This is a genomic window from Streptomyces dysideae (assembly GCF_001514305.1).
GTDB lineage: Bacteria > Actinomycetota > Actinomycetes > Streptomycetales > Streptomycetaceae > Streptomyces > Streptomyces dysideae.
Genome location: NZ_KQ949108.1, coordinates 1,966 through 19,837 on the forward strand (window position 1 = coordinate 1,966; position 17,872 = coordinate 19,837).

17 protein-coding genes and 2 pseudogenes are annotated in these 17,872 nt (G+C 71.3%); 7 read left to right on the forward strand and 12 right to left on the reverse strand.

Features of this window, described 5'->3' with window-relative positions:
* Positions 1–4: 4 nt before the first annotated feature.
* Together AQJ91_RS37320 and AQJ91_RS37325 are read left to right on the forward strand one after the other, a co-directional pair.
* Complete coding sequence (locus AQJ91_RS37320) at positions 5–937, forward strand: glutaminase (RefSeq protein WP_067030877.1); 933 nt, start codon at positions 5–7, stop codon at positions 935–937.
* Between the two features lie 177 nt (positions 938–1,114).
* Positions 1,115–1,552, forward strand: coding sequence for a pyridoxamine 5'-phosphate oxidase family protein (locus AQJ91_RS37325; RefSeq protein ID WP_067030881.1), 438 nt, complete (start codon positions 1,115–1,117; stop codon positions 1,550–1,552).
* A gap of 7 nt (positions 1,553–1,559) precedes the next feature.
* On the opposite strand, the gene AQJ91_RS37330 is transcribed toward AQJ91_RS37325, so the two are convergent.
* Positions 1,560–2,375: an alpha/beta fold hydrolase gene (locus AQJ91_RS37330; RefSeq protein WP_067030884.1), complete on the reverse strand. Its 816-nt coding sequence runs from the start codon at positions 2,373–2,375 to the stop codon at positions 1,560–1,562.
* A 57-nt stretch (positions 2,376–2,432) separates the two neighbouring features.
* On the opposite strand from AQJ91_RS37330, the gene AQJ91_RS37335 reads away from it, so the two are divergent.
* Positions 2,433–2,915, forward strand: a complete 483-nt coding sequence (locus tag AQJ91_RS37335; protein ID WP_067030887.1) for a MarR family winged helix-turn-helix transcriptional regulator — start codon at positions 2,433–2,435, stop codon at positions 2,913–2,915.
* 3 nt (positions 2,916–2,918) lie between these two features.
* On the opposite strand, the gene AQJ91_RS37340 is transcribed toward AQJ91_RS37335, so the two are convergent.
* Complete coding sequence (locus tag AQJ91_RS37340; protein WP_067030890.1) at positions 2,919–4,067, reverse strand: CapA family protein; 1,149 nt, start codon at positions 4,065–4,067, stop codon at positions 2,919–2,921.
* A 212-nt stretch (positions 4,068–4,279) separates the two neighbouring features.
* Between AQJ91_RS37340 and AQJ91_RS37345 the strand changes: the two genes are divergently transcribed.
* The 3 genes from AQJ91_RS37345 to AQJ91_RS37355 all read left to right on the forward strand — a co-directional run bounded on the left by AQJ91_RS37345 (position 4,280) and on the right by AQJ91_RS37355 (position 6,281).
* A complete protein-coding gene (locus AQJ91_RS37345) occupies positions 4,280–4,825 on the forward strand; it encodes a sigma-70 family RNA polymerase sigma factor (protein ID WP_067030893.1) in 546 nt (181 codons plus the stop codon).
* Positions 4,826–4,960: 135 nt separating this feature from the next.
* Positions 4,961–5,476 (forward strand): hypothetical protein, encoded by a 516-nt coding sequence (locus tag AQJ91_RS37350; protein ID WP_067030895.1) that lies wholly within the window; start codon positions 4,961–4,963, stop codon positions 5,474–5,476.
* Positions 5,477–5,627: 151 nt separating this feature from the next.
* Positions 5,628–6,281: a zf-HC2 domain-containing protein gene (locus tag AQJ91_RS37355; protein WP_067030898.1), complete on the forward strand. Its 654-nt coding sequence runs from the start codon at positions 5,628–5,630 to the stop codon at positions 6,279–6,281.
* Between the two features lie 21 nt (positions 6,282–6,302).
* Here AQJ91_RS37355 and AQJ91_RS37360 read toward each other — a convergent pair whose 3' ends face one another.
* From AQJ91_RS37360 to AQJ91_RS37370, 3 genes are read right to left on the reverse strand one after another with little or no spacing between them, the layout of a single operon-like run.
* On the reverse strand, positions 6,303–7,220 hold the full coding sequence (locus AQJ91_RS37360) for an Fpg/Nei family DNA glycosylase (RefSeq protein WP_067030900.1): 918 nt from the start codon (positions 7,218–7,220) through the stop codon (positions 6,303–6,305).
* A gap of 31 nt (positions 7,221–7,251) precedes the next feature.
* Positions 7,252–9,339 (reverse strand): SpoIIE family protein phosphatase, encoded by a 2,088-nt coding sequence (locus AQJ91_RS37365; protein ID WP_067030904.1) that lies wholly within the window; start codon positions 9,337–9,339, stop codon positions 7,252–7,254.
* Positions 9,340–9,396: 57 nt separating this feature from the next.
* Positions 9,397–10,635, reverse strand: coding sequence for a DUF6777 domain-containing protein (locus AQJ91_RS37370; protein ID WP_234383273.1), 1,239 nt, complete (start codon positions 10,633–10,635; stop codon positions 9,397–9,399).
* A gap of 108 nt (positions 10,636–10,743) precedes the next feature.
* Here AQJ91_RS37370 and AQJ91_RS37375 point away from each other — a divergent pair, with 108 nt between their 5' ends.
* On the forward strand, positions 10,744–12,165 hold the full coding sequence (locus AQJ91_RS37375; protein WP_067030909.1) for a lipase maturation factor family protein: 1,422 nt from the start codon (positions 10,744–10,746) through the stop codon (positions 12,163–12,165).
* Here AQJ91_RS37375 and AQJ91_RS37380 read toward each other — a convergent pair.
* From AQJ91_RS37380 to AQJ91_RS37405, 7 genes and pseudogenes are all read right to left on the reverse strand, one after another.
* Positions 12,153–12,998 carry an amidohydrolase family protein gene (locus tag AQJ91_RS37380; RefSeq protein ID WP_067030912.1) on the reverse strand — a complete coding sequence of 282 codons (846 nt, stop codon included), beginning with the start codon at positions 12,996–12,998 and terminating at the stop codon, positions 12,153–12,155. The two genes, AQJ91_RS37375 and AQJ91_RS37380, sit on opposite strands and share 13 nt — an antisense overlap.
* Positions 12,983–13,301, reverse strand: a pseudogene (locus tag AQJ91_RS37385) (L-rhamnose mutarotase). The gene AQJ91_RS37380 and the pseudogene AQJ91_RS37385 overlap by 16 nt, the downstream one beginning before the upstream one ends.
* The gene (locus AQJ91_RS37390) at positions 13,298–14,245 is read right to left on the reverse strand and encodes an aldo/keto reductase (RefSeq protein ID WP_067030914.1); all 948 of its coding nucleotides are present in this window, start codon (positions 14,243–14,245) and stop codon (positions 13,298–13,300) included. Before AQJ91_RS37390 ends, AQJ91_RS37385 begins: the two are co-directional and overlap by 4 nt.
* Positions 14,242–14,997, reverse strand: coding sequence for an SDR family NAD(P)-dependent oxidoreductase (locus AQJ91_RS37395; protein WP_067030918.1), 756 nt, complete (start codon positions 14,995–14,997; stop codon positions 14,242–14,244). The genes AQJ91_RS37390 and AQJ91_RS37395 overlap by 4 nt, the downstream gene beginning before the upstream one ends.
* Complete coding sequence (locus AQJ91_RS56535) at positions 14,994–16,040, reverse strand: enolase C-terminal domain-like protein (RefSeq protein ID WP_234383274.1); 1,047 nt, start codon at positions 16,038–16,040, stop codon at positions 14,994–14,996. The genes AQJ91_RS37395 and AQJ91_RS56535 overlap by 4 nt, the downstream gene beginning before the upstream one ends.
* On the reverse strand, positions 16,037–16,840 hold the full coding sequence (locus AQJ91_RS56540) for an ABC transporter permease (RefSeq protein ID WP_234383275.1): 804 nt from the start codon (positions 16,838–16,840) through the stop codon (positions 16,037–16,039). Before AQJ91_RS56540 ends, AQJ91_RS56535 begins: the two co-directional genes overlap by 4 nt.
* Positions 16,833–17,855 (reverse strand): annotated as a pseudogene (locus tag AQJ91_RS37405) (ATP-binding cassette domain-containing protein); the annotation flags it as partial. The pseudogene AQJ91_RS37405 and the gene AQJ91_RS56540, both read right to left, overlap by 8 nt.
* Between the last annotated feature and the right edge of the window lie 17 nt (positions 17,856–17,872).

Genomic DNA, 17,872 nt, shown 5'->3' on the forward strand with positions numbered 1-17,872 from the left:
CACAATGGTGATCATGACTTCGTCCATGACGTTCGCGCCGGTCCTGGAACGCATCGCCGAGGAGATCGAGCGCACTCCCGGCCGTGGCCGGCCAGCCGACTACATCCCGGCGCTCGCTGCTTGCGATCCGCGCAGTTTCGGCATGGCCGTCGCGGAACTGGACGGCACGGTGTACGGCGTCGGGGAGTGGCGCGAGCCGTTCTCGACGCAGTCCATCACCAAGGTCTTCACCCTCGCCCTCGACCTGGCCCGCGAAGGCGCCGTCCTGTGGGAGCACGTGGGCCGCGAACCCTCCGGCAACCCCTTCAACTCCCTGGTCCAGCTGGAGTACGAGAGCGGCATCCCGCGCAACCCGTTCATCAACGCGGGTGCGCTGGTCGTCACCGACCGCCTCCAGACCCGTACCGGCGACGCGGCGGGGGAGCTGCTGTCGTTCCTCCGCACGGAGAGCGGCAACCCGGCCCTGCACTTCGACAAGGAGGTCGCCGCCTCCGAGACCGCGCACGGCGACCGCAACGCCGCGCTCGCCCACTTCATGGCGGCGTACGGCAACATCGACAACCCCGTGCCGGTCCTGCTCGACCAGTACTTCCGCCAGTGCTCCATCAAGGCGTCCTGCGCCGACCTCGCCCTCGCCACCAGCTACCTGGCCCGCCACGGCATCCGAGCCGACGGCTCCCGCCTCCTCAGCCAGAGCCAGGCCAAACAGGTCAACGCGGTGATGCTGACCTGCGGCACCTACGACGCGGCGGGCGAGTTCGCCTACCGGGTCGGCCTGCCGGGGAAGAGCGGTGTGGGCGGCGGAATCATCGCGGTCGTACCGGGCCGGTGCACGCTGTGCGTGTGGAGCCCGGGGTTGGACGAGCGGGGCAATTCGGTGGCAGGGGTGGCGGCCCTGGACCGATTCACGACACTGACGGGCCTGTCAGTGTTCTGAGCTGAGTCTAAGACGGACCGTCCGCGGCGGCGCCACCGCGTCCGTGGGGAACCCTGCCCGACGGCGGGACCAGCGGATTCCGATAGCCTCACAGCCGTGACGGAACAGCACGGGTGAAGGCGGGGCGGTGGCCGGTGACCGTGGTGCCGTAGGGGAGTCGTGGCGTAGACCTGGGGCATGACTTCTCACGCCTTCGATGTGGACGCCTTCCTGCGCCAGCCCCTCACGGCACGTCTCGCCACGAACGGGCCGACGGTGCGGCCCGTGTGGTTCCTCTGGGAGGACAGGGCCTTCTGGGTCCTGACCGGGCCGTGGGCCCGCCTGTTCGACCGGGTCACGGCGGATCCGCGGGTCGCGCTCGTGGTGGACGAGTGCGACCCGGCGACCGGGCTGGTCCGGCAGGTGATCGCACGCGGGCGGGCCGAGCTGGTGCCGTTCGACGTGCCGCGGGGGCGGCGCAAGCTCGTCCGCTACCTGGGGGCGGACGAAGAGCGGTGGGACGAGCGCTTCGTCCACTATCTGCACGACGATCCGGCGGAGCGCGGGACGATGTGGCTGCGGCTCGCGCCGGACTCGCTGGTGGCGACGGATCTCAGTTACACCGTCGCCGGATGACGGTCCGTCAGAGGGCGTGGAGGAAGTCCAGCAGGACGCGGTTGAAGACCTCCGGCTTCTCCAGGTTCGGGTAGTGGCCGACGCCCTCGACGGTCTCGGCGCGGCCGTGGCGGACGGTGCGGGCGAGCCGCTCGGCGGCGTCGAGCATGGCGGCGGGTTCGAGGCCGCCGTTGAGGGTGAGCAGCGGTACGTCGATCTCCGGCGCGCGGGCGAAGGTGTCGGTCACGGGCACGAACCAGTCCTTCTCGCCGGGCGTGTGCTTCGAGAGCGTGCCGACGGCCATCCCCCGCAGCCGGCGCGCGATGTCCTGGTCGATGTCGTCGGAGGTCCGGTGCTCGCCGGCCACGCCCCGCAGGAAGGCCTTGAGCCAGCCCTCGATGTCTCCGGCGGCCAGCGTCCGCGCCATCTCGGCCTGGATCTCGCGGGTCCAGGCATCCGTGTACCGGAACTCTCCCGTTGCGGCGCCGCAGGTGACCACCGCGCGGACGAGGTCCGGGTATTCCAGCGCCGTGTTGGTGGTGATCAGCCCGCCCATCGACAGGCCGACGAGGACCGCGGGCCCGGCGTCCAGGTGGCGCAGCAGGCCGGCCAGGTCGTCGGCCCAGCGGTAGGGCTCGGTCGCGTTGGCGGAGGATCCGTGGCCGCGTACGTCCGGGGCGATCACCCGGTATGCGGCGGCCAGGGCCGGGATCTGTGCGTGCCAGACCCGGTGATCGACGTATCCGGAGTGGAGCAGGACCACCGGATCGCCGGAGCCGGTGTCGAGGTAGGCGAGGTCACCGTCGGCGGACGCGAAGAAGCTCAGTTCCGAAGCAACTGTCATGACAACCAAGGTGTCATCTTCGGGCGACTTTGGCAACCAAGGTGTCATGATGGCCGGGTGAACGACATCGACGAACCGCTGTCACCCGACGATCTCGGCGACCGGGTCAGCGAGGTGTTCGACCTGATCGGCGCGCTCTACCGGCGCGGCCTGCGCAAGCTCGAGCAGGTCGATGCAGTCGAGGCGGTCGAGGGGGTGTCCGTCGGCGTGCGCTCCGTCCTGGTTCTGCTGCACAGATACGGGCCCATGACGGTGCCTCAGATGGGCCGGGTCATGACGCTGACCCGGCAGTTCGTGCAGCGCATGGTCAACGACGCGGCGGCCAGGGGCTGGATCGAGGTCACGCCCAACCCCGCACACCAGCGGTCCTCGCTGATCCGGATCACGGACGCGGGCGAGGCCGTCATCACCGCGATCCTCGCGCGCGAGCACGCCCTGAACCGGCAGGTCGGTGGCGATCTGACCGACGGTGAGCTCCGGGCGTGCAAGCGCGTACTGAAGGAGATGCTGCGGACCTTCGACCACGTGGACGCAGACTGACCTCTACTTCCCCATGACCAGGCCGTCCTGCGCCGCGCCCCGGCTGAGGACGACGTCCCGGATGCGGTCGCGCACCGCGCCCAGGTCGGCACCCTGCGCGATCACCTGGTTGAGGTTGACCACCCGGCCGGCGTCGACGTCGAACAGCTGCGGTACGAACTCCGCCTTCGTCACCGCCCAGCGTCCGCCGGGCTTCGCGGGCGGGGTGAAGGTGAAGCGGCCGAGGGTGGACTGGTTGCCGCGCGGGTCCTGGGCGCCCTGGTGGTTGTTCATCGCGCCGGCGATCTGGTCACCCATGCCGTAGACGACCCAGGTGCCGTTGACCTTCTCGTACGCCTGCGGGACATGGGCGTGGGTACCGAGGATCAGGTCGACGTCGGGGCGGTCACCGGTGCGGGCGGCGGTGAGTTCGCGCGCCAGGGTCAGCTGCCGTTCGTCGGGGGCGTCCTGCCATTCGGTGCCCCAGTGCAGCGATACGACGACCACGTCGGCGCCGGCCTGCCGGGCGGCCCGTGCGTCGGCCAGGATCCTGTTCCCGTCGATGAGGTTGACGGCCCAGGGCTGGCCGGGCGGGAGCGGGTAGCCGTTCGTGTCGTACGTGTACGCGAGGTGGGCGACCTGGGCCGCGCCCGCGCGCAGGACGGTCACGGCGCGCGCCTCGGCCTCGGTGCGCGCCGATCCGGCGTGCCGTACGCCCGCGCGGTCGAGGGCGTCCAGGGTGCGCAGGATGCCGGCGGCGCCGTCGTCGAGGCTGTGGTTGGAGGCGGTGGAGCAGCCGTCGTAGCCGGTGGCGGCAAGGCCTGCCGCCACCTCGGGCGGGGACTTGAAGGCGGGATAGCCGGTGTAGTTGCCGTCGGCGCCGTAGACGGTCTCCATGTGGCACAGGGCCAGATCGGCGCGGGAGACGACGGGCCGGACCCCGGCGAGCATCGGGCGGAAGTCGTAGCCGGTGCCGCCCGCGTCGAAGCGGGCCCGGTCGATGATCGAGGTGTGCGGGAGGACGTCGCCGGAGGCGACGAGCGTGAAGCCGCGGGCGCCGTCGGCGGACGGAGCCGGGCGTCCCGGCGATTCGTGTTCGTGGGCCTGGCAGGCGGCGCCCGCGGCGAGGACCGCGGTCAGCACGAGGGCCACCTGTCGACTGCGTGCAATCATCAGCTCACCCCTTGTGGTCATATTTACGCAGCAATAGGTACGAAGCTGCACGCGCCCGCAAACAATCCGGCCACCGCCGTTAGCCCGTCCGGCGTGTCGGCGAGAGGCGGAAGGGACCGTTCGTCGAACCGTTCGTCGACGCGATCGACCGTCCGCCGCAGATCCGTGTGCGTGCCCTGTCCCCGGGGCGCCGCCTGAGGTGCCATACGGCCATGACGGCCGGAACCACCCTCACAAACGGGACGACCGCCGAGCACGAGCTCGCCGCACTGCAGCGGGAGCACGGCCGGCCTCTCTTCGCGCTCCTTCTCCGGCTCTGCGACGGTGACCGGCAGCGCGCCGAGGACCTTGTGCAGGAGACGCTCGTGCGCGCCTGGCAGCATCCCGAGGCACTGCGCGCCGACGACTTCGACTCCGTACGGCCGTGGCTGCTCACGGTCGGGCGCAGGCTCGCGATAGACGCGCGGCGGGCCCGGCAGGCGCGGCCCCCGGAGGTCGGGGACGCGATCCTGGAGAACGCCCGGGTGATGGCCGATCACGCCGAGCGGGCCGCGGAGATGCTCGATGTGCGCGAGGCTGTGAAGACACTCACTCCGGAGCACCGTGAAGTCCTGGTGCTCGTGTACTTCCAAGGGGCAAGTGTGGCGGAGGCCGCGGAAGCCCTGGGAATCCCGCCCGGTACCGTGAAGTCCCGCGCGTACTACGCGCTGCGCGCCCTGCGCCGGGTGCTTCCGGGATACGCGGCCGACCTGCGGTGAAACCAATGGCTGAGTCAAACCTCCGTAAAGCGCCTTGCCAGTGACCCCGGTTGAGTAATCGGCTGTCTTCATCCGTGTTCCGGACTGGGGCCCGGGGTCGGGCGACGCGCACGCACCGGAGGAAGGCAGGAAGGGATGCTGCACAGAGGTCAAGAGAGCACTGACGGCACCGGCGGCGGTGAACTGACCGTCCCCATGGCGTGGTTGTACGCCGAGTACATCGCCGACGAGCTGCTGCGGACCGGCGATCTCATGCCGCCGACGTCCTTCGAGTTCCGCGCCGGGCGCGACGCCCTGGCGCTGACCGTCTTCCTGTCCGACACCGGCGGTGAGCTCTCCGGCATCCGGGTCGTCTCCCAGCTGGAGACCTGGCTGTCGCTGACGGCGTACGACCAGCCGTGGCAGGACTGGGTGCGCGAGCGCATGGCGCACCTCGCGGCCGAGGCGATCGAGTCCGGGGGGCCGGCTCCCGACCTGGATCTGGCGGAGGCCGCCTGGCGCTGGCTGGAGGAGACCGAGCTGCTGGCGCCCGATCTGAACGCGGTACCGGGTGGTGCTGCGGTGTTCGGCGAGGACGAGGGACCGAAGGTGTGGACGCCCGCGTGGCAGCTGGGGCTGCCGCTCGGTCACCTCGCCATCCACCTTTTTTAGACCGGTTTCGTTCGGGACCAATCCTCCGCCCCGGCCGCTCCGAATCCCTTGGTTGCGATTCTGTGTGTGCCTTGAGTGATTCGGCTGTCTGGTGCGTACCGGTGGGAGCAAGGAGTAACCCACCCCGCACCCAACGGCACGAGGATTCGGCATGAGGTCCCTGGAGAGGCATCGCGACGTCGCCGCGTACGCGCTCGGCGTGCTGGACGAGGCGGACGCGTTCCGCTTCGAGGACCACCTCATGGAGTGCCCCCGCTGTGCGGCACACGTGACCGAATTTGGGCCTGCCGCACGGCAGTTGATGCTGTACCGGCGGTCCACGCCGCGCGCCGTGCACCCCATGGCCAAGCCCGGCCCACAACTGCTGAACCGGCTCCTCACCGAGGTGGCGGCCCGGCACCGGGCGCGGCGCCGGCGGCTGCTGTACGGCCTGGCCGCGTCGGTGGTGTTCGCGGTCGCCGGTCCCGGGGTCGTGATGCTCGCGGGCGGCGGCGACGAACCGGTACGCATCGAGGCGACCGACGCACGCTCCGGTGTGTGGGCGCAGGTCACGACCGAGAGCGAGCCCTGGGGCAGCCAGGTCGAACTCAAGGTCAAGGACGGCGCGGGCCCCCGGGTCTGCCATCTGATCGCCGTGGGCCGCGACGGCTCGGAACAGACGATCACCAGCTGGACGGTCTCCCGCCACGACGCCCGCGAGAACACCATGATGGGCGCGGCGGCCATGCACCCCGACCAGATCGCCCGCTACGAGCTGCGGGCGGCGGACGGGGAGCATCTGGTGACGCTGAAGTCCCAGCTCTAAGGCCTGTCCTGGCAGGGTTGGTTACTTGAGCAGCCTCGACAGCCTCCGGTCCGCCAGCGGCTTGCCGCCCGTCTGGCAGGTGGGGCAGTACTGGAGCGAGGAGTCACTGAAGGACACCTCGCGGATGGTGTCGCCGCAGACCGGGCAGGGTTCGCCGGTACGGCCGTGGACGCGCAGGCCGGATTTCTTCTCGGACTTCAGCCGTCCCGCCGCCACGCCGCGGGAACGCTCGACCGCCTCGGTGAGGGTCGTGCGCAGGGCCTCGTACAGCCGTCCCGTCTCCTCGGGCGACAGCGAGGCGGCCAGCTTGAACGGGGACATCTTCGCCGCGTGCAGGATCTCGTCGCTGTAGGCGTTCCCGACTCCGGCGATCAGGCTCTGGTCCCGCAGGGCGCCCTTCAACTGACGGCGTTCGTCCTTCAGCAACTCCGCGAAACGCTCCTCGTCGAAGTCGTCGGCCAGCGGGTCGGGGCCCAGGCGGGCCACCCCCGGGACCTCCCGCGGGTCCCGTACGACGTACACCGCCAGGCGCTTCTGGGTCCCGGCCTCCGTCAGGTCGAAGCCCGCGCCGGTCTCCAGGACCACGCGCAGGGCGAGAGGGCCCTTGCCGGGCCGTGACAAGAAGGGGTCGCGCGAAGCGCGTCGTTGAGGAGCGGTGGCCGGGCGACGGGTGGGCCCGTCGGGGAACCGGTCCTTCCAGTGCAGCCAGCCCGCCCGGGCCAGGTGGGTCACCAGACGGGGGCCGTCGGCGGTCTCGAGGTCGAGGAACTTGCCGTGGCGGTGGACGGCGACGACCTCGTGGCCCTCCATGGCGGTGAGGGGAGGGTCGTAGGTCTTCAGGACGCTGATCGCCACAGGCAGCACCCGGACGATCTCGTGGCCCACCAGGTTCTCGGTCAGGAAGTCCTTGAGGGCTTCGACCTCGGGGAGTTCCGGCATACGTCCAGAGTGCCATCCGGAGCGCGCGTCCTCAGGTCCGCTCCGGCACCAGGAACTCGCACCACACGCATTTGCCGCCGCCTCGCGCCTCCACTCCCCATACGTCCGTGAGCAGGTCGACCAGGAGCAGACCCCGGCCGGAGACGCCCGAGTCCCCGGCCTCGCGGCGGCGCGGCAGGGCGCTGGAGGAGTCCTCGACCTCGACACGCAGGCGGCGGTCGGAGCCGGTGAGGACCCTGAGGGTGACGATCGCGGAGCCCTCGGTGTGCATCAGGGCGTTGGTGATCAGTTCGTCGGCGACCAGCTCGACCTCGTCGGCGCGGTCGGCGGCGCCCCAGGAGCGGACCGCGGCCGCGATCATGTGCCGGGCCTGGGTGAGGGCCTCGGGGTCGCCGGGGGCCACGTGCTGCTGGAGGCGGCCGCCGGCCCGCGGGGCGTCCAGGACGCGGCGGCGGAGCAGGAGCAGGGCCACGTCGTCGTCGCCGCCCCGTTCCTCGGCCACGTCGATGAGGCAGTCGGCGAGGTCGCGTACGTCGTCGGGGCCGGAGGTGATCAGCGCCGTGAGGGTGTTCATGCCCTCGTCGAGGTCGATGCCGGGCTGTTCGACCAGGCCGTCGGTGCACAGGAGGAGGGCGTGGCCGGGGTCGAGCTCGACCGTGCTGACCGCGTACTCGAGGCTGCCGAACTCGGCGGACAGGCCGAGCGGCAGCCCGCCCGGGACGGAGACGCGGCGGCAGCTGCCGTCGGGCGCGCGGACCAGGGGGTCGATGTGGCCGGCCCGCACCACCTGGACGACTCCGGTGGACAGGTCGGCCTCGGCGTACAGGCAGGTCGCGAAGCGGTCGGTGTCCAGTTCGTGCAGGAAGACGGAGGCGCGGGCCATCACCGTGGCGGGGGTGTGGCCCTCGGCGGCGTAGGCGCGCAGCACGATGCGCAGCTGGCCCATGACGGCGGCGGCGTGGGTGTCGTGGCCCTGGACGTCGCCGATGACGGCGCCGACGCGGCCGCCGGGCAGCGGGATCAGGTCGTACCAGTCGCCGCCGATGTCCCGGCCGAGGGAGCCTGCGGCAGAACCAGCGCGGTAGCGGACGGCGACGTCGGCGCCGGGCACGCTGGGGATGGTGCGCGGCAGCATGGCCTGCTGGAGGCCGGTGGCGAGGTCCTTCTCCTGTTCGTGGAACATGGCCCGTTGCAGGCTCTGCGCGATGCTGCTGCCGAGGGCGACGAGCACGTTGCGCTCCTCGGTGGAGAAGCCGCGCCGGTCGCTGTAGAGCAGGCCCATGGCGCCGATCGGCCGGGCCTGGGCGATCAGCGGCAGATAGGCGGCCGCGGTGATGTTCAGGTCGGTGATGTGCGGCCAGAGGACCGGATAGGTGTCCGCGAACTCCTCCGGCGACTCGATGAAGCGCGGGCTGAGGGTGCGGACGACCTCGCTCATGGGGTACGGCTCGTCGATCCGGGTGACCAGGGTGCCGGGCACGAAGCTGCCCGCGGGCCCCTCGGCGACCAGCCGGATGCGGCCCGCCTCGACCAGGCCCATGACCAGGCTGGTGGCGCCGAGGTGGGTCAGGCCGTGGGTGTCCTTGAGGATGTCGATGACGTCCTGGACGGTGCGGGCGTGCGCGAGGGCGGCCGTGGTGAGCTGGACGACGTTGGTCTGGTGGCGGCGGGCCTCGTCCTGCGCGGCCTGTTCACGGCGGGCCTCGACCTCGGCGAACTCCTGGGTGGCGTCCCGGACGATGCCGATGATGCGGCGCGGCCGGCCCGTCTCGTCACGGCGGATGTAGCCCTGCGTGTGGGTCCAGCGCAGCGCTCCGTCGCGGCGGCGGATGCGGAAGTAGGTGCCGTAGTTCTCGCTGCCGTCCTTCATCGCCTGGGAGACCAGCGCGTCGAGCCGGTGGCCCTCCGGCCGCGGGACCCGGACGGCGAGGGACTCGGGGTGGCCGTCGTACTCGTCGGGGCGCAGGTCGAAGACCTCGTGGGCCTGGGCGTCCATGTGGAACAGGCCGCTGTCCAGGTCCCAGTCGAAGCTTCCCATGCGGTTGAGCGCCAGGATCGGATCCGGGTGGGCGGGCCAGTCGTGCGGGAGCGACAAGGCGCTCGCTCCCCGGTCAACCATGCGCCCACCTTGCCAGGATTCATCCGATTCTTCGAGTGGGGAGTCCACCGGTTCTGCTCAGCCGTCGAAGACGTCGGTGGGGCTGCCCAGGATGCTGTCGGAGGTGGCCCGATCGTCAGGGATCAGGCCGCCGCCGTCGGGCAGGTCGGGGGCTTCGGGGACGGCCTCGGGGCCGGTTTCGTCCGTGGCGTCGAGGGAGGTGTCGGGCTCCGCCGGGTCCGGCACCGGTTCCGTGCTCTCGTCGGACGGCAGGCTCTCGGGCTCGGTCGTCGGGGGCGTCGCCGTGACGGTGGCGGTGGGGCAGTCCGTCGGCCCGGTGGACGGCGTCTCCGTCGTCACGTCGTCGGTGGCGCCGGGGGTGACGGTGACCATCGGGGTCGCGCAGTCGCTCGGGGACGGGCTGTCCTCGTTCGAGAACGGGTTGTCCTCCCTCGGCGAGGCGCTGGACGCGCTGTCGTGCGGGCTCGGCGTCGGGCTCAGCGGCGGGGTCGGCGTCGGCGGCACCGGGGTCGGCGACGGTACGACGCGGTCGTGGTGGACGTCGTGGCCGATCCGCCGTTCGATCCAGGTGTTGCCGACGACGTTGATGATCGTGATGTTGGTGATCACCTGGACCGCCGGGGCCACCACGATCACCTGGGCGGGCCGGTAGCCGGACCAGGGCCGCCCGCTGGTGCCGGAGTTGCCCCCCGCCGCGACCGGCGGCGCGAGCGGGTTGCCGCAGGCGCAGCGAACGCGCGGGACGCCCCGGTTGTCGACGAGGACGGCGGTGCCCGCCTGGAGCACGGACTGGAAGGTGGTCGCCCGCCCGTCGCGGAACCCATGGCTGGTGACCCGGGTGTCGGCGCGGAGCTGCACCGGGGCCAGACCGCGCAGATAGCCCGGGATCGAGGCCTGGGAGATGCCCGCGGCCCACGCGAAGGCGCGCACCTTGGTCCGGTCCGCGGTCAGGTGGGTGACCTGGCGGCCCACGTCGCAGCTGCCGACCCGTTCGATGCCGCCGTAGAGGCCGGGCGTGCCGCCGGACACGGACCGCACCCCGGCCGCGCCCGACTGTGCCGGCTGCGGCGTTCGGGTGATGGGGGAGGGGGTGGCCGTCGAGGTGACCGTGGAGTCCGTGAAGGGGTCCGGCCCCTGGGCCGCGGCGGGCTGGAGGAAGAGTTCCCCGCCCGCCCTGGTGTCCTTGTCGCCGTCGGCGCCGCAGCCGGCGACGAGGAGCGCCGCCGAGAGCGCGCAGGCCGTGACGACGGTTCCGGTGGATGTCCGCACCACGCTCTCCCGCTTCGTATCGGGCATTTCGTCACTATTGTCTGCTTCACTCGCTTGGGTTACGCAAGCGGAGAGGTGGTATACGGAGAGTCACCCGGGGTTCCGGCGCGACAATGGTGGGAGGAGTGCGAGGCCATGGACTGGTTCACGGCACCCGACTACTGGCTGAGCCGGCTGGTATTCCAGCGGGCCCTGGCCGGTGTGTACCTCGTGGCGTTCCTGACGGCGGCCCTGCAGTTCCGGGCGCTGATGGGCGAGCGCGGCATGCTGCCCATCCCCCGCTTCGTCGAGCGCGTGCCTTTCAAACGCGCCCCGAGCCTCTTCCAGCTCCACTACTCGGACCGCTACTTCGCGGCCTGCGCGTGGTCCGGCTGCGCGGTGTCGGCGGCGCTGCTGGCCGGGCTGGACTCCCTGCTGCCGCTGTGGGGCGGCATGCTGCTGTGGCTGGTGCCCTGGGTGCTCTACCTGTCCATCGTCAACGTCGGCCAGACCTGGTACTCGTTCGGCTGGGAGTCCCTGCTCCTGGAGGTCGGCTTCCTCGCCGTCCTGCTCGGCAACGACGAGGTGGCCCCGCCGATCGTGGTGCTGTTCCTGCTGCGCTGGATCCTGTTCCGCGTCGAGTTCGGCGCGGGTCTGATCAAGATGCGCGGCGACGCGTGCTGGCGAAAGCTGACCTGCCTGGACCACCACCACGAGACCCAGCCGATGCCGGGACCGTTCAGCTGGTTCTTCCACCATCTGCCGCGGCCGCTGCACCGGGTCGAGGTGGCCGCGAACCACTTCACCCAACTGGTCGTCCCCGTCCTGCTGTTCACGCCGCAGCCGATCGCGACGGCCGCCGCCTCGCTGATGATCGTGACGCAGCTGTGGCTGGTCCTGTCCGGCAACTTCTCCTGGCTGAACTGGATCACCATCGTGCTGGCCCTGTCGGCGGTGGAGTTCCCGAGCGATCCGCCGTCCGTGCCGGACGCGCCGCTCTGGTACGAGGTCGTGGTCCTCGCGGTCGCCGCGCTGCTCGTCGGCCTCAGCTACCACCCGGTCCGCAACATGATCTCCCGCGGCCAGATCATGAACCGCTCGTTCGACCCGCTCCACCTGGTCAATACGTACGGTGCCTTCGGCAGCGTCAGCCGGATCCGCTACGAGGTGGTGATCGAGGGCACCGCCGACTCCGTGGCGCACGAGGATTCGGACTGGCGGGAGTACGAGTTCAAGGGCAAGCCCGGCGATCCCCGGCACTGGCCGCGCCAGTTCGCGCCGTACCATCTGCGGCTCGACTGGCTGATGTGGTTCGCCGCGCTGTCCCCCGCGTACGCCGGTGCCTGGTTCGGCGCGCTGGTGGAGCGGCTGCTGGAGAACGACCGGGACACGCTGAAGCTCCTGCGCCGCTCCCCCTTCCCGCCCGACGAGCCGCCCCGCTACGTCCGCGCCCGCCTCTTCCGCTACCGGTACACGACCTGGCGCGAGCTGCGGGAGACGGGCGCGTGCTGGGAGCGGACGTATGTGCGGGAGTTCCTGCCGCCGACGCGGCTGGAGAGGGTGGCTCAGAGGTCGTAGACGCGGGTGGCGGTGGCCCCGAAGATCTGCGTACGGTCCTGTGGTCCCGTCAACTGGTGTGCTGTGTCCATGACTTCGGCGTACGTCGCCGCCAGTGTGCACACCGGCCAGTCGGAGCCGAACATCAGCCGGTCCGGGCCGAAGGCGTCCAGCACCACGTCGGCGTACGGGCGCAGATCGTCGACGGTCCATCGCTCGGGGTCGGCTTCCGTGACCATGCCGGAGAGCTTGCAGACCGTGTTGGACAGGGCGGCGAGGGTACGGACGTCGGACGCCCAGGGATCCAGTGCGCCGGAGGCGATAGGGGGCTTGCCCAAGTGGTCGAGGACGAAGGTGAGTTCGGGCACGGCGGCCGCGGCCTTGACGCAGGCCGGCAGCTGGTGCGGCAGCACTACGAGGTCGTAGACCAACCCCGCTTCGGCCACAGCGGCCAGTCCGCGCCGTACGTCCGCCCGCAGCAGCCACTCCGGATCGGGCTCGCCCTGTACCTGGTGACGGATGCCCTTGAGATACCGGCCGCCGGGCAGGTCCCGCAGCCGGGCCAGTTCGTCGGCGACGTCCGGGCGGGTGAGGTCGGTCCAGCCGACGACGCCCGCGATCAGCTCATGCCCGGCGGCCAGGGCCAGGAACTCCGGGGTCTCCTCCGGGACGGTGATCGTCTGGACGAGGACCGTGCGGTCGACTCCGGCGGCTCGGGCCTCGGGGGCCAGGTCGGCGACGGTGAAGTTGCGGCGGAGGGACTGGAGTTCGGGCCCGGTGATCCAGTCCTGGTCGCGGACGGAGAGGTCCCAGACGTGGTGGTGCGCGTCGACCACGGTCACGGCAGCTCCCATACGACGGGCAGGCCCGCGTCGGCGCCCTCGCCGGAGTAGTCGTGCACCACGCCGAGGAGGTCGGCCATCCGGGCCTGCCAGGCGACGTTGACGGGCAGTTTCTCCAGCTCGACGAGGAGGCGGCCGTAGTCCTCGCAGTCCAGGACGTGGAAGAGGTCGGCGCCTCCCCCACCGCCAGATGGTCCAGGAGGTGGCGCCGGCGGCGCGGATCGCGTCCGTGAGTTCCTCGGGGACCTCGCGGTGGGCGGCCTCGTACTCGGCGATGCGGTCCGCGCGGACCTTCGTGTGCAGGGCGACTCTCATGACGGCTCCTCGGCGGGCAGGAGGCCGGTGTCCCGCAGCTCCTGCCAGAAGGCGGGTGGCACGGTGGCCTCGAACTGGTCGGCGCAGTCGTGGACTTCGGCCGCCGAGCGGACGCCGACGAGGACGCTCGCGACCGCCGGGTGGACGGCGCAGAAGGCCAGGGCTGCGGCGCGCAGGGTGGTGCCGTGGCGGTCGGCGACGGACCTCAGGTGCAGGGCGCGGTCGAGCAACTCCGGCGGTGCGGCGGCGTAGCCGTAGGTGGCGCCCGGTCTTGGATCAGCCAGGAGACCGGAGTTGAAGGCGCCGCCGATGACGACGGAGGTACCTCGTTCGACGGCGGCGGGAAGCAGCTCCGTCAGGGCGCTGTGGTCCAGCAGCGTGTAGCGGCCGGCGCACAGCACCACGTCGACGTCCGTGTCGCGGATGAAGCGGGTGAGCATCCCGGTCTGGTTCATGCCCGCGCCGATCGCGCCGACGACGCCTTCGGAGCGGAGCTTCTCCAGGGCCGGGTAGCCCTCCCGGAATGCCTCTTCGGCGTGTTCGTCGGGGTCGTGGAGGTAGACGACGTCGACGCGGTCGAGGCCGAGGCGTTCGAGGCAGGCCTCCAGGGTGCGGCGTACGCCGTCCTCGGTGAAGTCCCAGACGCGGCGGTGCGTGGCGGGGACGGCGAAGCCGTTGGCGAGGTCGTCCCCTCCGCCGGTCGACGGTTCCAGACGGCGGCCGACCTTCGTGGAGACCGTGTACTCGGCGCGAGGGTAGTCGCGCAGGGCCTCGCCCAGCCGGCGTTCCGACAGGCCGAGGCCGTAGTGCGGGGCGGTGTCGAAGTAGCGCACGCCCCGCTGCCAGGCCGCGGTCACCGCCTCGTGCGCCTGCTCCTCACCGACCTCGGTGTAGAGGTTGCCGATGCCGGCGGCGCCGAAGCCGAGCCGGCTGAGCGTCCTCACTGGCCCGCCGGGCGGAGACGCAGGCCCTGCATGCCGCCGTCGACGGCGAGGGAGGTGCCGGTGGTGGCGCCGGACAGAGGGCTCGCCAGGTAGGCGATGGCGCCCGCGACCTCGGCGGCGGAGACGAGGCGGCCGGTGGGCTGGCGGGCCTCCAGGGCGGCGCGTTCGGCGGCGGGGTCGTCGGCCGCGTCGAGCAGGCGGCCGATCCACGGGGTGTCCGCCGTGCCCGGGTTGACACAGTTGACGCGGATGCCCTCGCGGACGTGGTCGGCGGCCATGGCGAGGGTGAGGGAGTACACGGCGCCCTTGGTGGCGCTGTAGAGCGCGCGCTGCGGGAGGCCCGCGGTGGCTGCGATGGAGCAGGTGTTGACGATCGCGGCGTGCGAGGACGCCCGCAGGTGCGGCAGCGCGGCCCGGGCGGTGCGGACCATGCCGACCACGTTGACGTCGAGGACGCGGTGCCACTCGGCGTCGTCGTTGTCCTCGACGGTGCCCTGGGCGCCGATGCCCGCGTTGTTGACCAGTACGTCCAGTCCGCCGAGGTCGGCGACCGCGGCCGCCACGGCCTCGCGTACGGAGGCGTCGTCGGTGACGTCGGCGCGGTGGGCGAGCAGCGGCTTCTGCACCGACGACGGGTCCAGGTCGAGGACGGCGACCTGGGCGCCGCGCTCGGCGAGGAGTTCCGCGGTGGCCCGGCCGATGCCGGAGGCGCCGCCCGTCACCAGGGCCCTGAGGCCCTCGAAGTCGCTCATGCAGCCTGTCCCTTCTTGTCCGCTGCCAGGTCGGCGACCCAGAAGGTGCCGCCTGGGTAGGTGTACCGCGCGATCGACTCGGGTCGCATGGCGGCCGAGAAGCCCGGCGCGGTGGGTGCCGTGTAGTGACCCTGCCTGATCATCACCGGGTCGAGGAAGTGGTCGTGCAGATGGTCGACGTACTCGATGACGCGGTCCTCGGTGGTGCCGGCGACGGCCACGTAGTCGTACATCGACAGGTGCTGGACGAGTTCGCACAGGCCGACGCCGCCCGCGTGCGGGCAGACCGGGACGCCGAACTTGGCGGCGAGCAGCAGGATGGCGAGGTTCTCGTTGACGCCGCCGACGCGGGCCGCGTCGATCTGCACGATGTCCACGGACCCGGCCTGGAGGAGCTGCTTGAAGACGACCCGGTTCTGAACGTGCTCGCCGGTGGCCACCTTGACCGGGGCGACGGCCTTGCGGACGGCGGCGTGGCCGAGGATGTCGTCGGGGCTGGTGGGCTCCTCGATCCAGTATGGGTCGAACTCGGCGAGGGCCTTGATCCAGCGGATGGCCTCGTCGATGTCCCAGCGCTGGTTGGCGTCGATCGCCATGCGGATGTCCGGGCCGACGACGGAGCGGGCGACGCGACAGCGCCGTACGTCGTCTTCGAGGTCGGCATCGACCTTCAGCTTGATCTGCCGGAAGCCGTCGGCGACGGCCTCGGCGGCGAGGCGGGTGAGCGTCTCGTCGTCGTAGCCGAGCCAGCCCGCGGAGGTGGTGTAGGCGGGGAAGCCCCGCTCCAGGAGGGTGCTGGTGCGTGCCTCGGCGCCTTCCCGCCCCTTGCGCAGGATCTCGAGTGCCTCCTCGGGGGTGAGGGCGCCCAGGATGATCCCGCCGTAGATGGCCTGGATCCGGAAGGACGGGACCTGGGCGAGCGTGAGCAGGTTCTGGACGACACCCAGCAGGAGGACGCCGGTGAGGGCGCCGAACATGGTGCCCTTGCCGCCGTCGAGGCTGATGCCGCCGATCACCGCGGCCGCGAACACGGTGAAGATCATGTTGTTGCCCTGGTTGGCGCTGATCGCGCCGACGTAGCCGGTCTGGATGATGCCGCCGCCGCGGCCAGGGTGCCCGCGACGACGAACACGCCGAGCATCACGCGCTCGACGCGGATGCCGGCCGCGCGGGCCGCGTCGGCGTTGCCGCCGATGGCGTAGAGGGCGCGTCCGATGCGGTGGTACTTCAGCACGAACCCGACGACGCCGAAGGCGGCCGCGGCGAGCCACACCGACATCGGGATGTTCAGGAAGGTGGTGGTCGCGAGGGAGTAGAAGCTGTCGGGCATGCCGAAGAGCGTCTTGCCCTTGGTGGCGCCGACGAGCAGTCCGCGCAGGACGATCAGCATCGCGAGCGTCACGATGAACGCGTTCAGCTTGAACTTGACGACGAGGATGCCGTTGAAGGCGCCGACCGCGGCGCCGACGGCCAGGACAGCCAACAGGGCCAGTACGGCGGGTAGTTCGGTGCCCCAGCCGGACTGGGCGGCGGGCAGCACGAGGAGCGCCCCCACGGCGGGCGCGATGCCGACCACCGATTCCAGGGACAGGTCGAACTTGCCGGTGATGAGGACGAGCGACTCGGCGAGCACGACCATCGCGAGCGCGGCGGACGCGCCGAGGATCGAGATCAGGTTGCGCTCGGTGAGGAACGAGTCGTTGAGTACCGCGCCGAGCACCATGAGCAGCAACAGGGCCGGCACGAGGGCGAGTTCGCGGGCCCGGCGGAGGAGCATCGTCCTGGCCGATCGGGCGTCGGGGACCTTTACGGGCATGACCGGCGGAGCCTTGGTGTCAGCCATGGTCCACTCCTTCGATGGAGGCGATCAGCTCGTGGTCGCGCCAGCCCGCCGCGTGCTCGGCGACGACACGGCCGTGGAACAGGACGAGGACGCGGTCGCAGCGCCGCAGGTCGTCGAGTTCGTCGGAGACGACGAGGACGGCGGTGCCGTCCTCGCGGGCGCTGTCCATGCGGGAGAGCAGGGACTCCTTGGACTTCACGTCGACGCCCGCGGTGGGGTTGATCAGCACCAGCAGCCGGGGGTCGGAGGCAAGGGCGCGGGCCATGACGACCTTCTGCGCGTTGCCGCCGGACAGGTCGGAGACGGGTTGCTCCGGGCCCTCGGTGTGGATGTCGAGGCGTTCGATCAGCGCGGTGGCGAAGCCGCGCTTGCGTTCGGTGGCGACGAAGCCGAAGCGGCCGAGCCGGTCCAGGACGCTCATGGTGGCGTTGTCGCCGATGGTCATGCCGGAGACGAGCCCCTGCTCGTGCCGGTCGCGGGGGACGCAGGCGACCCCGGCTGTCAGCGCGGCCCGCACATCTCCGAACGGCAGCCGCACGCCGTCGAGTTGTGCGGTTCCGCCGGTGGGTGTGTGCAGTCCGGTGAAGGACTCGGCGAGCTCGATCTTGCCGCTGCCGCTGATGCCGGCGAGTCCGACGACCTCGCCGCGGCGCACGGTGAGGTCGATGTTCTGGTACGCCGGTGAGGTGAGCCCGCGGGCTTCGAGGAGGACGGGGGCGTCGTGGTCGACGTCCCCGGGGTCCACGGCCTGTTCGGCGATGGTCTCGATGCTCTCTCCCGCCATGGCCTCCACCAGAGCCCGGCGCGGGAGTTCGGCGACCGGGGCCGTGGTGATCCGGCGGGCGTCACGGAGAACCGTGACGGTCTGGCAGACCTCGTACACCTCCTGGAGATGGTGCGAGATGAACAGGAAGGTGACGCCGGACTCCTGCAGCGTGCGCATGCGGGTGAAGAGCCGCTCGATCTCCCGGTTGTCGAGCTGGGCGGTCGGTTCGTCGAGGATGATGAAGCGGGCGTAGCTGCCGACGACGG

What these genes read in the sequence shown, in the direction of transcription:
- AQJ91_RS37340 (WP_067030890.1), bottom strand. Translation starts at nt 4,067, where the DNA reads ATGATTGCACGCAGTCGACAGGTGGCCCTCGTGCTGACCGCGGTCCTC.
- AQJ91_RS37330 (WP_067030884.1), bottom strand. Translation starts at nt 2,375, where the DNA reads ATGACAGTTGCTTCGGAACTGAGCTTCTTCGCGTCCGCCGACGGTGAC.
- AQJ91_RS37350 (WP_067030895.1), top strand. Translation starts at nt 4,961, where the DNA reads ATGCTGCACAGAGGTCAAGAGAGCACTGACGGCACCGGCGGCGGTGAA.
- AQJ91_RS37360 (WP_067030900.1), bottom strand. Translation starts at nt 7,220, where the DNA reads ATGCCGGAACTCCCCGAGGTCGAAGCCCTCAAGGACTTCCTGACCGAG.
- AQJ91_RS56535 (WP_234383274.1), bottom strand. Translation starts at nt 16,040, where the DNA reads ATGATCTTCACCGTGTTCGCGGCCGCGGTGATCGGCGGCATCAGCCTC.
- AQJ91_RS37320 (WP_067030877.1), top strand. Translation starts at nt 5, where the DNA reads ATGGTGATCATGACTTCGTCCATGACGTTCGCGCCGGTCCTGGAACGC.
- AQJ91_RS37325 (WP_067030881.1), top strand. Translation starts at nt 1,115, where the DNA reads ATGACTTCTCACGCCTTCGATGTGGACGCCTTCCTGCGCCAGCCCCTC.
- AQJ91_RS37370 (WP_234383273.1), bottom strand. Translation starts at nt 10,635, where the DNA reads ATGCCCGATACGAAGCGGGAGAGCGTGGTGCGGACATCCACCGGAACC.
- AQJ91_RS37365 (WP_067030904.1), bottom strand. Translation starts at nt 9,339, where the DNA reads ATGGTTGACCGGGGAGCGAGCGCCTTGTCGCTCCCGCACGACTGGCCC.
- AQJ91_RS37355 (WP_067030898.1), top strand. Translation starts at nt 5,628, where the DNA reads ATGAGGTCCCTGGAGAGGCATCGCGACGTCGCCGCGTACGCGCTCGGC.
- AQJ91_RS37375 (WP_067030909.1), top strand. Translation starts at nt 10,744, where the DNA reads ATGGACTGGTTCACGGCACCCGACTACTGGCTGAGCCGGCTGGTATTC.
- AQJ91_RS37395 (WP_067030918.1), bottom strand. Translation starts at nt 14,997, where the DNA reads ATGAGCGACTTCGAGGGCCTCAGGGCCCTGGTGACGGGCGGCGCCTCC.
- AQJ91_RS37345 (WP_067030893.1), top strand. Translation starts at nt 4,280, where the DNA reads ATGACGGCCGGAACCACCCTCACAAACGGGACGACCGCCGAGCACGAG.
- AQJ91_RS56540 (WP_234383275.1), bottom strand. Translation starts at nt 16,840, where the DNA reads ATGGCTGACACCAAGGCTCCGCCGGTCATGCCCGTAAAGGTCCCCGAC.
- AQJ91_RS37380 (WP_067030912.1), bottom strand. Translation starts at nt 12,998, where the DNA reads ATGGGAGCTGCCGTGACCGTGGTCGACGCGCACCACCACGTCTGGGAC.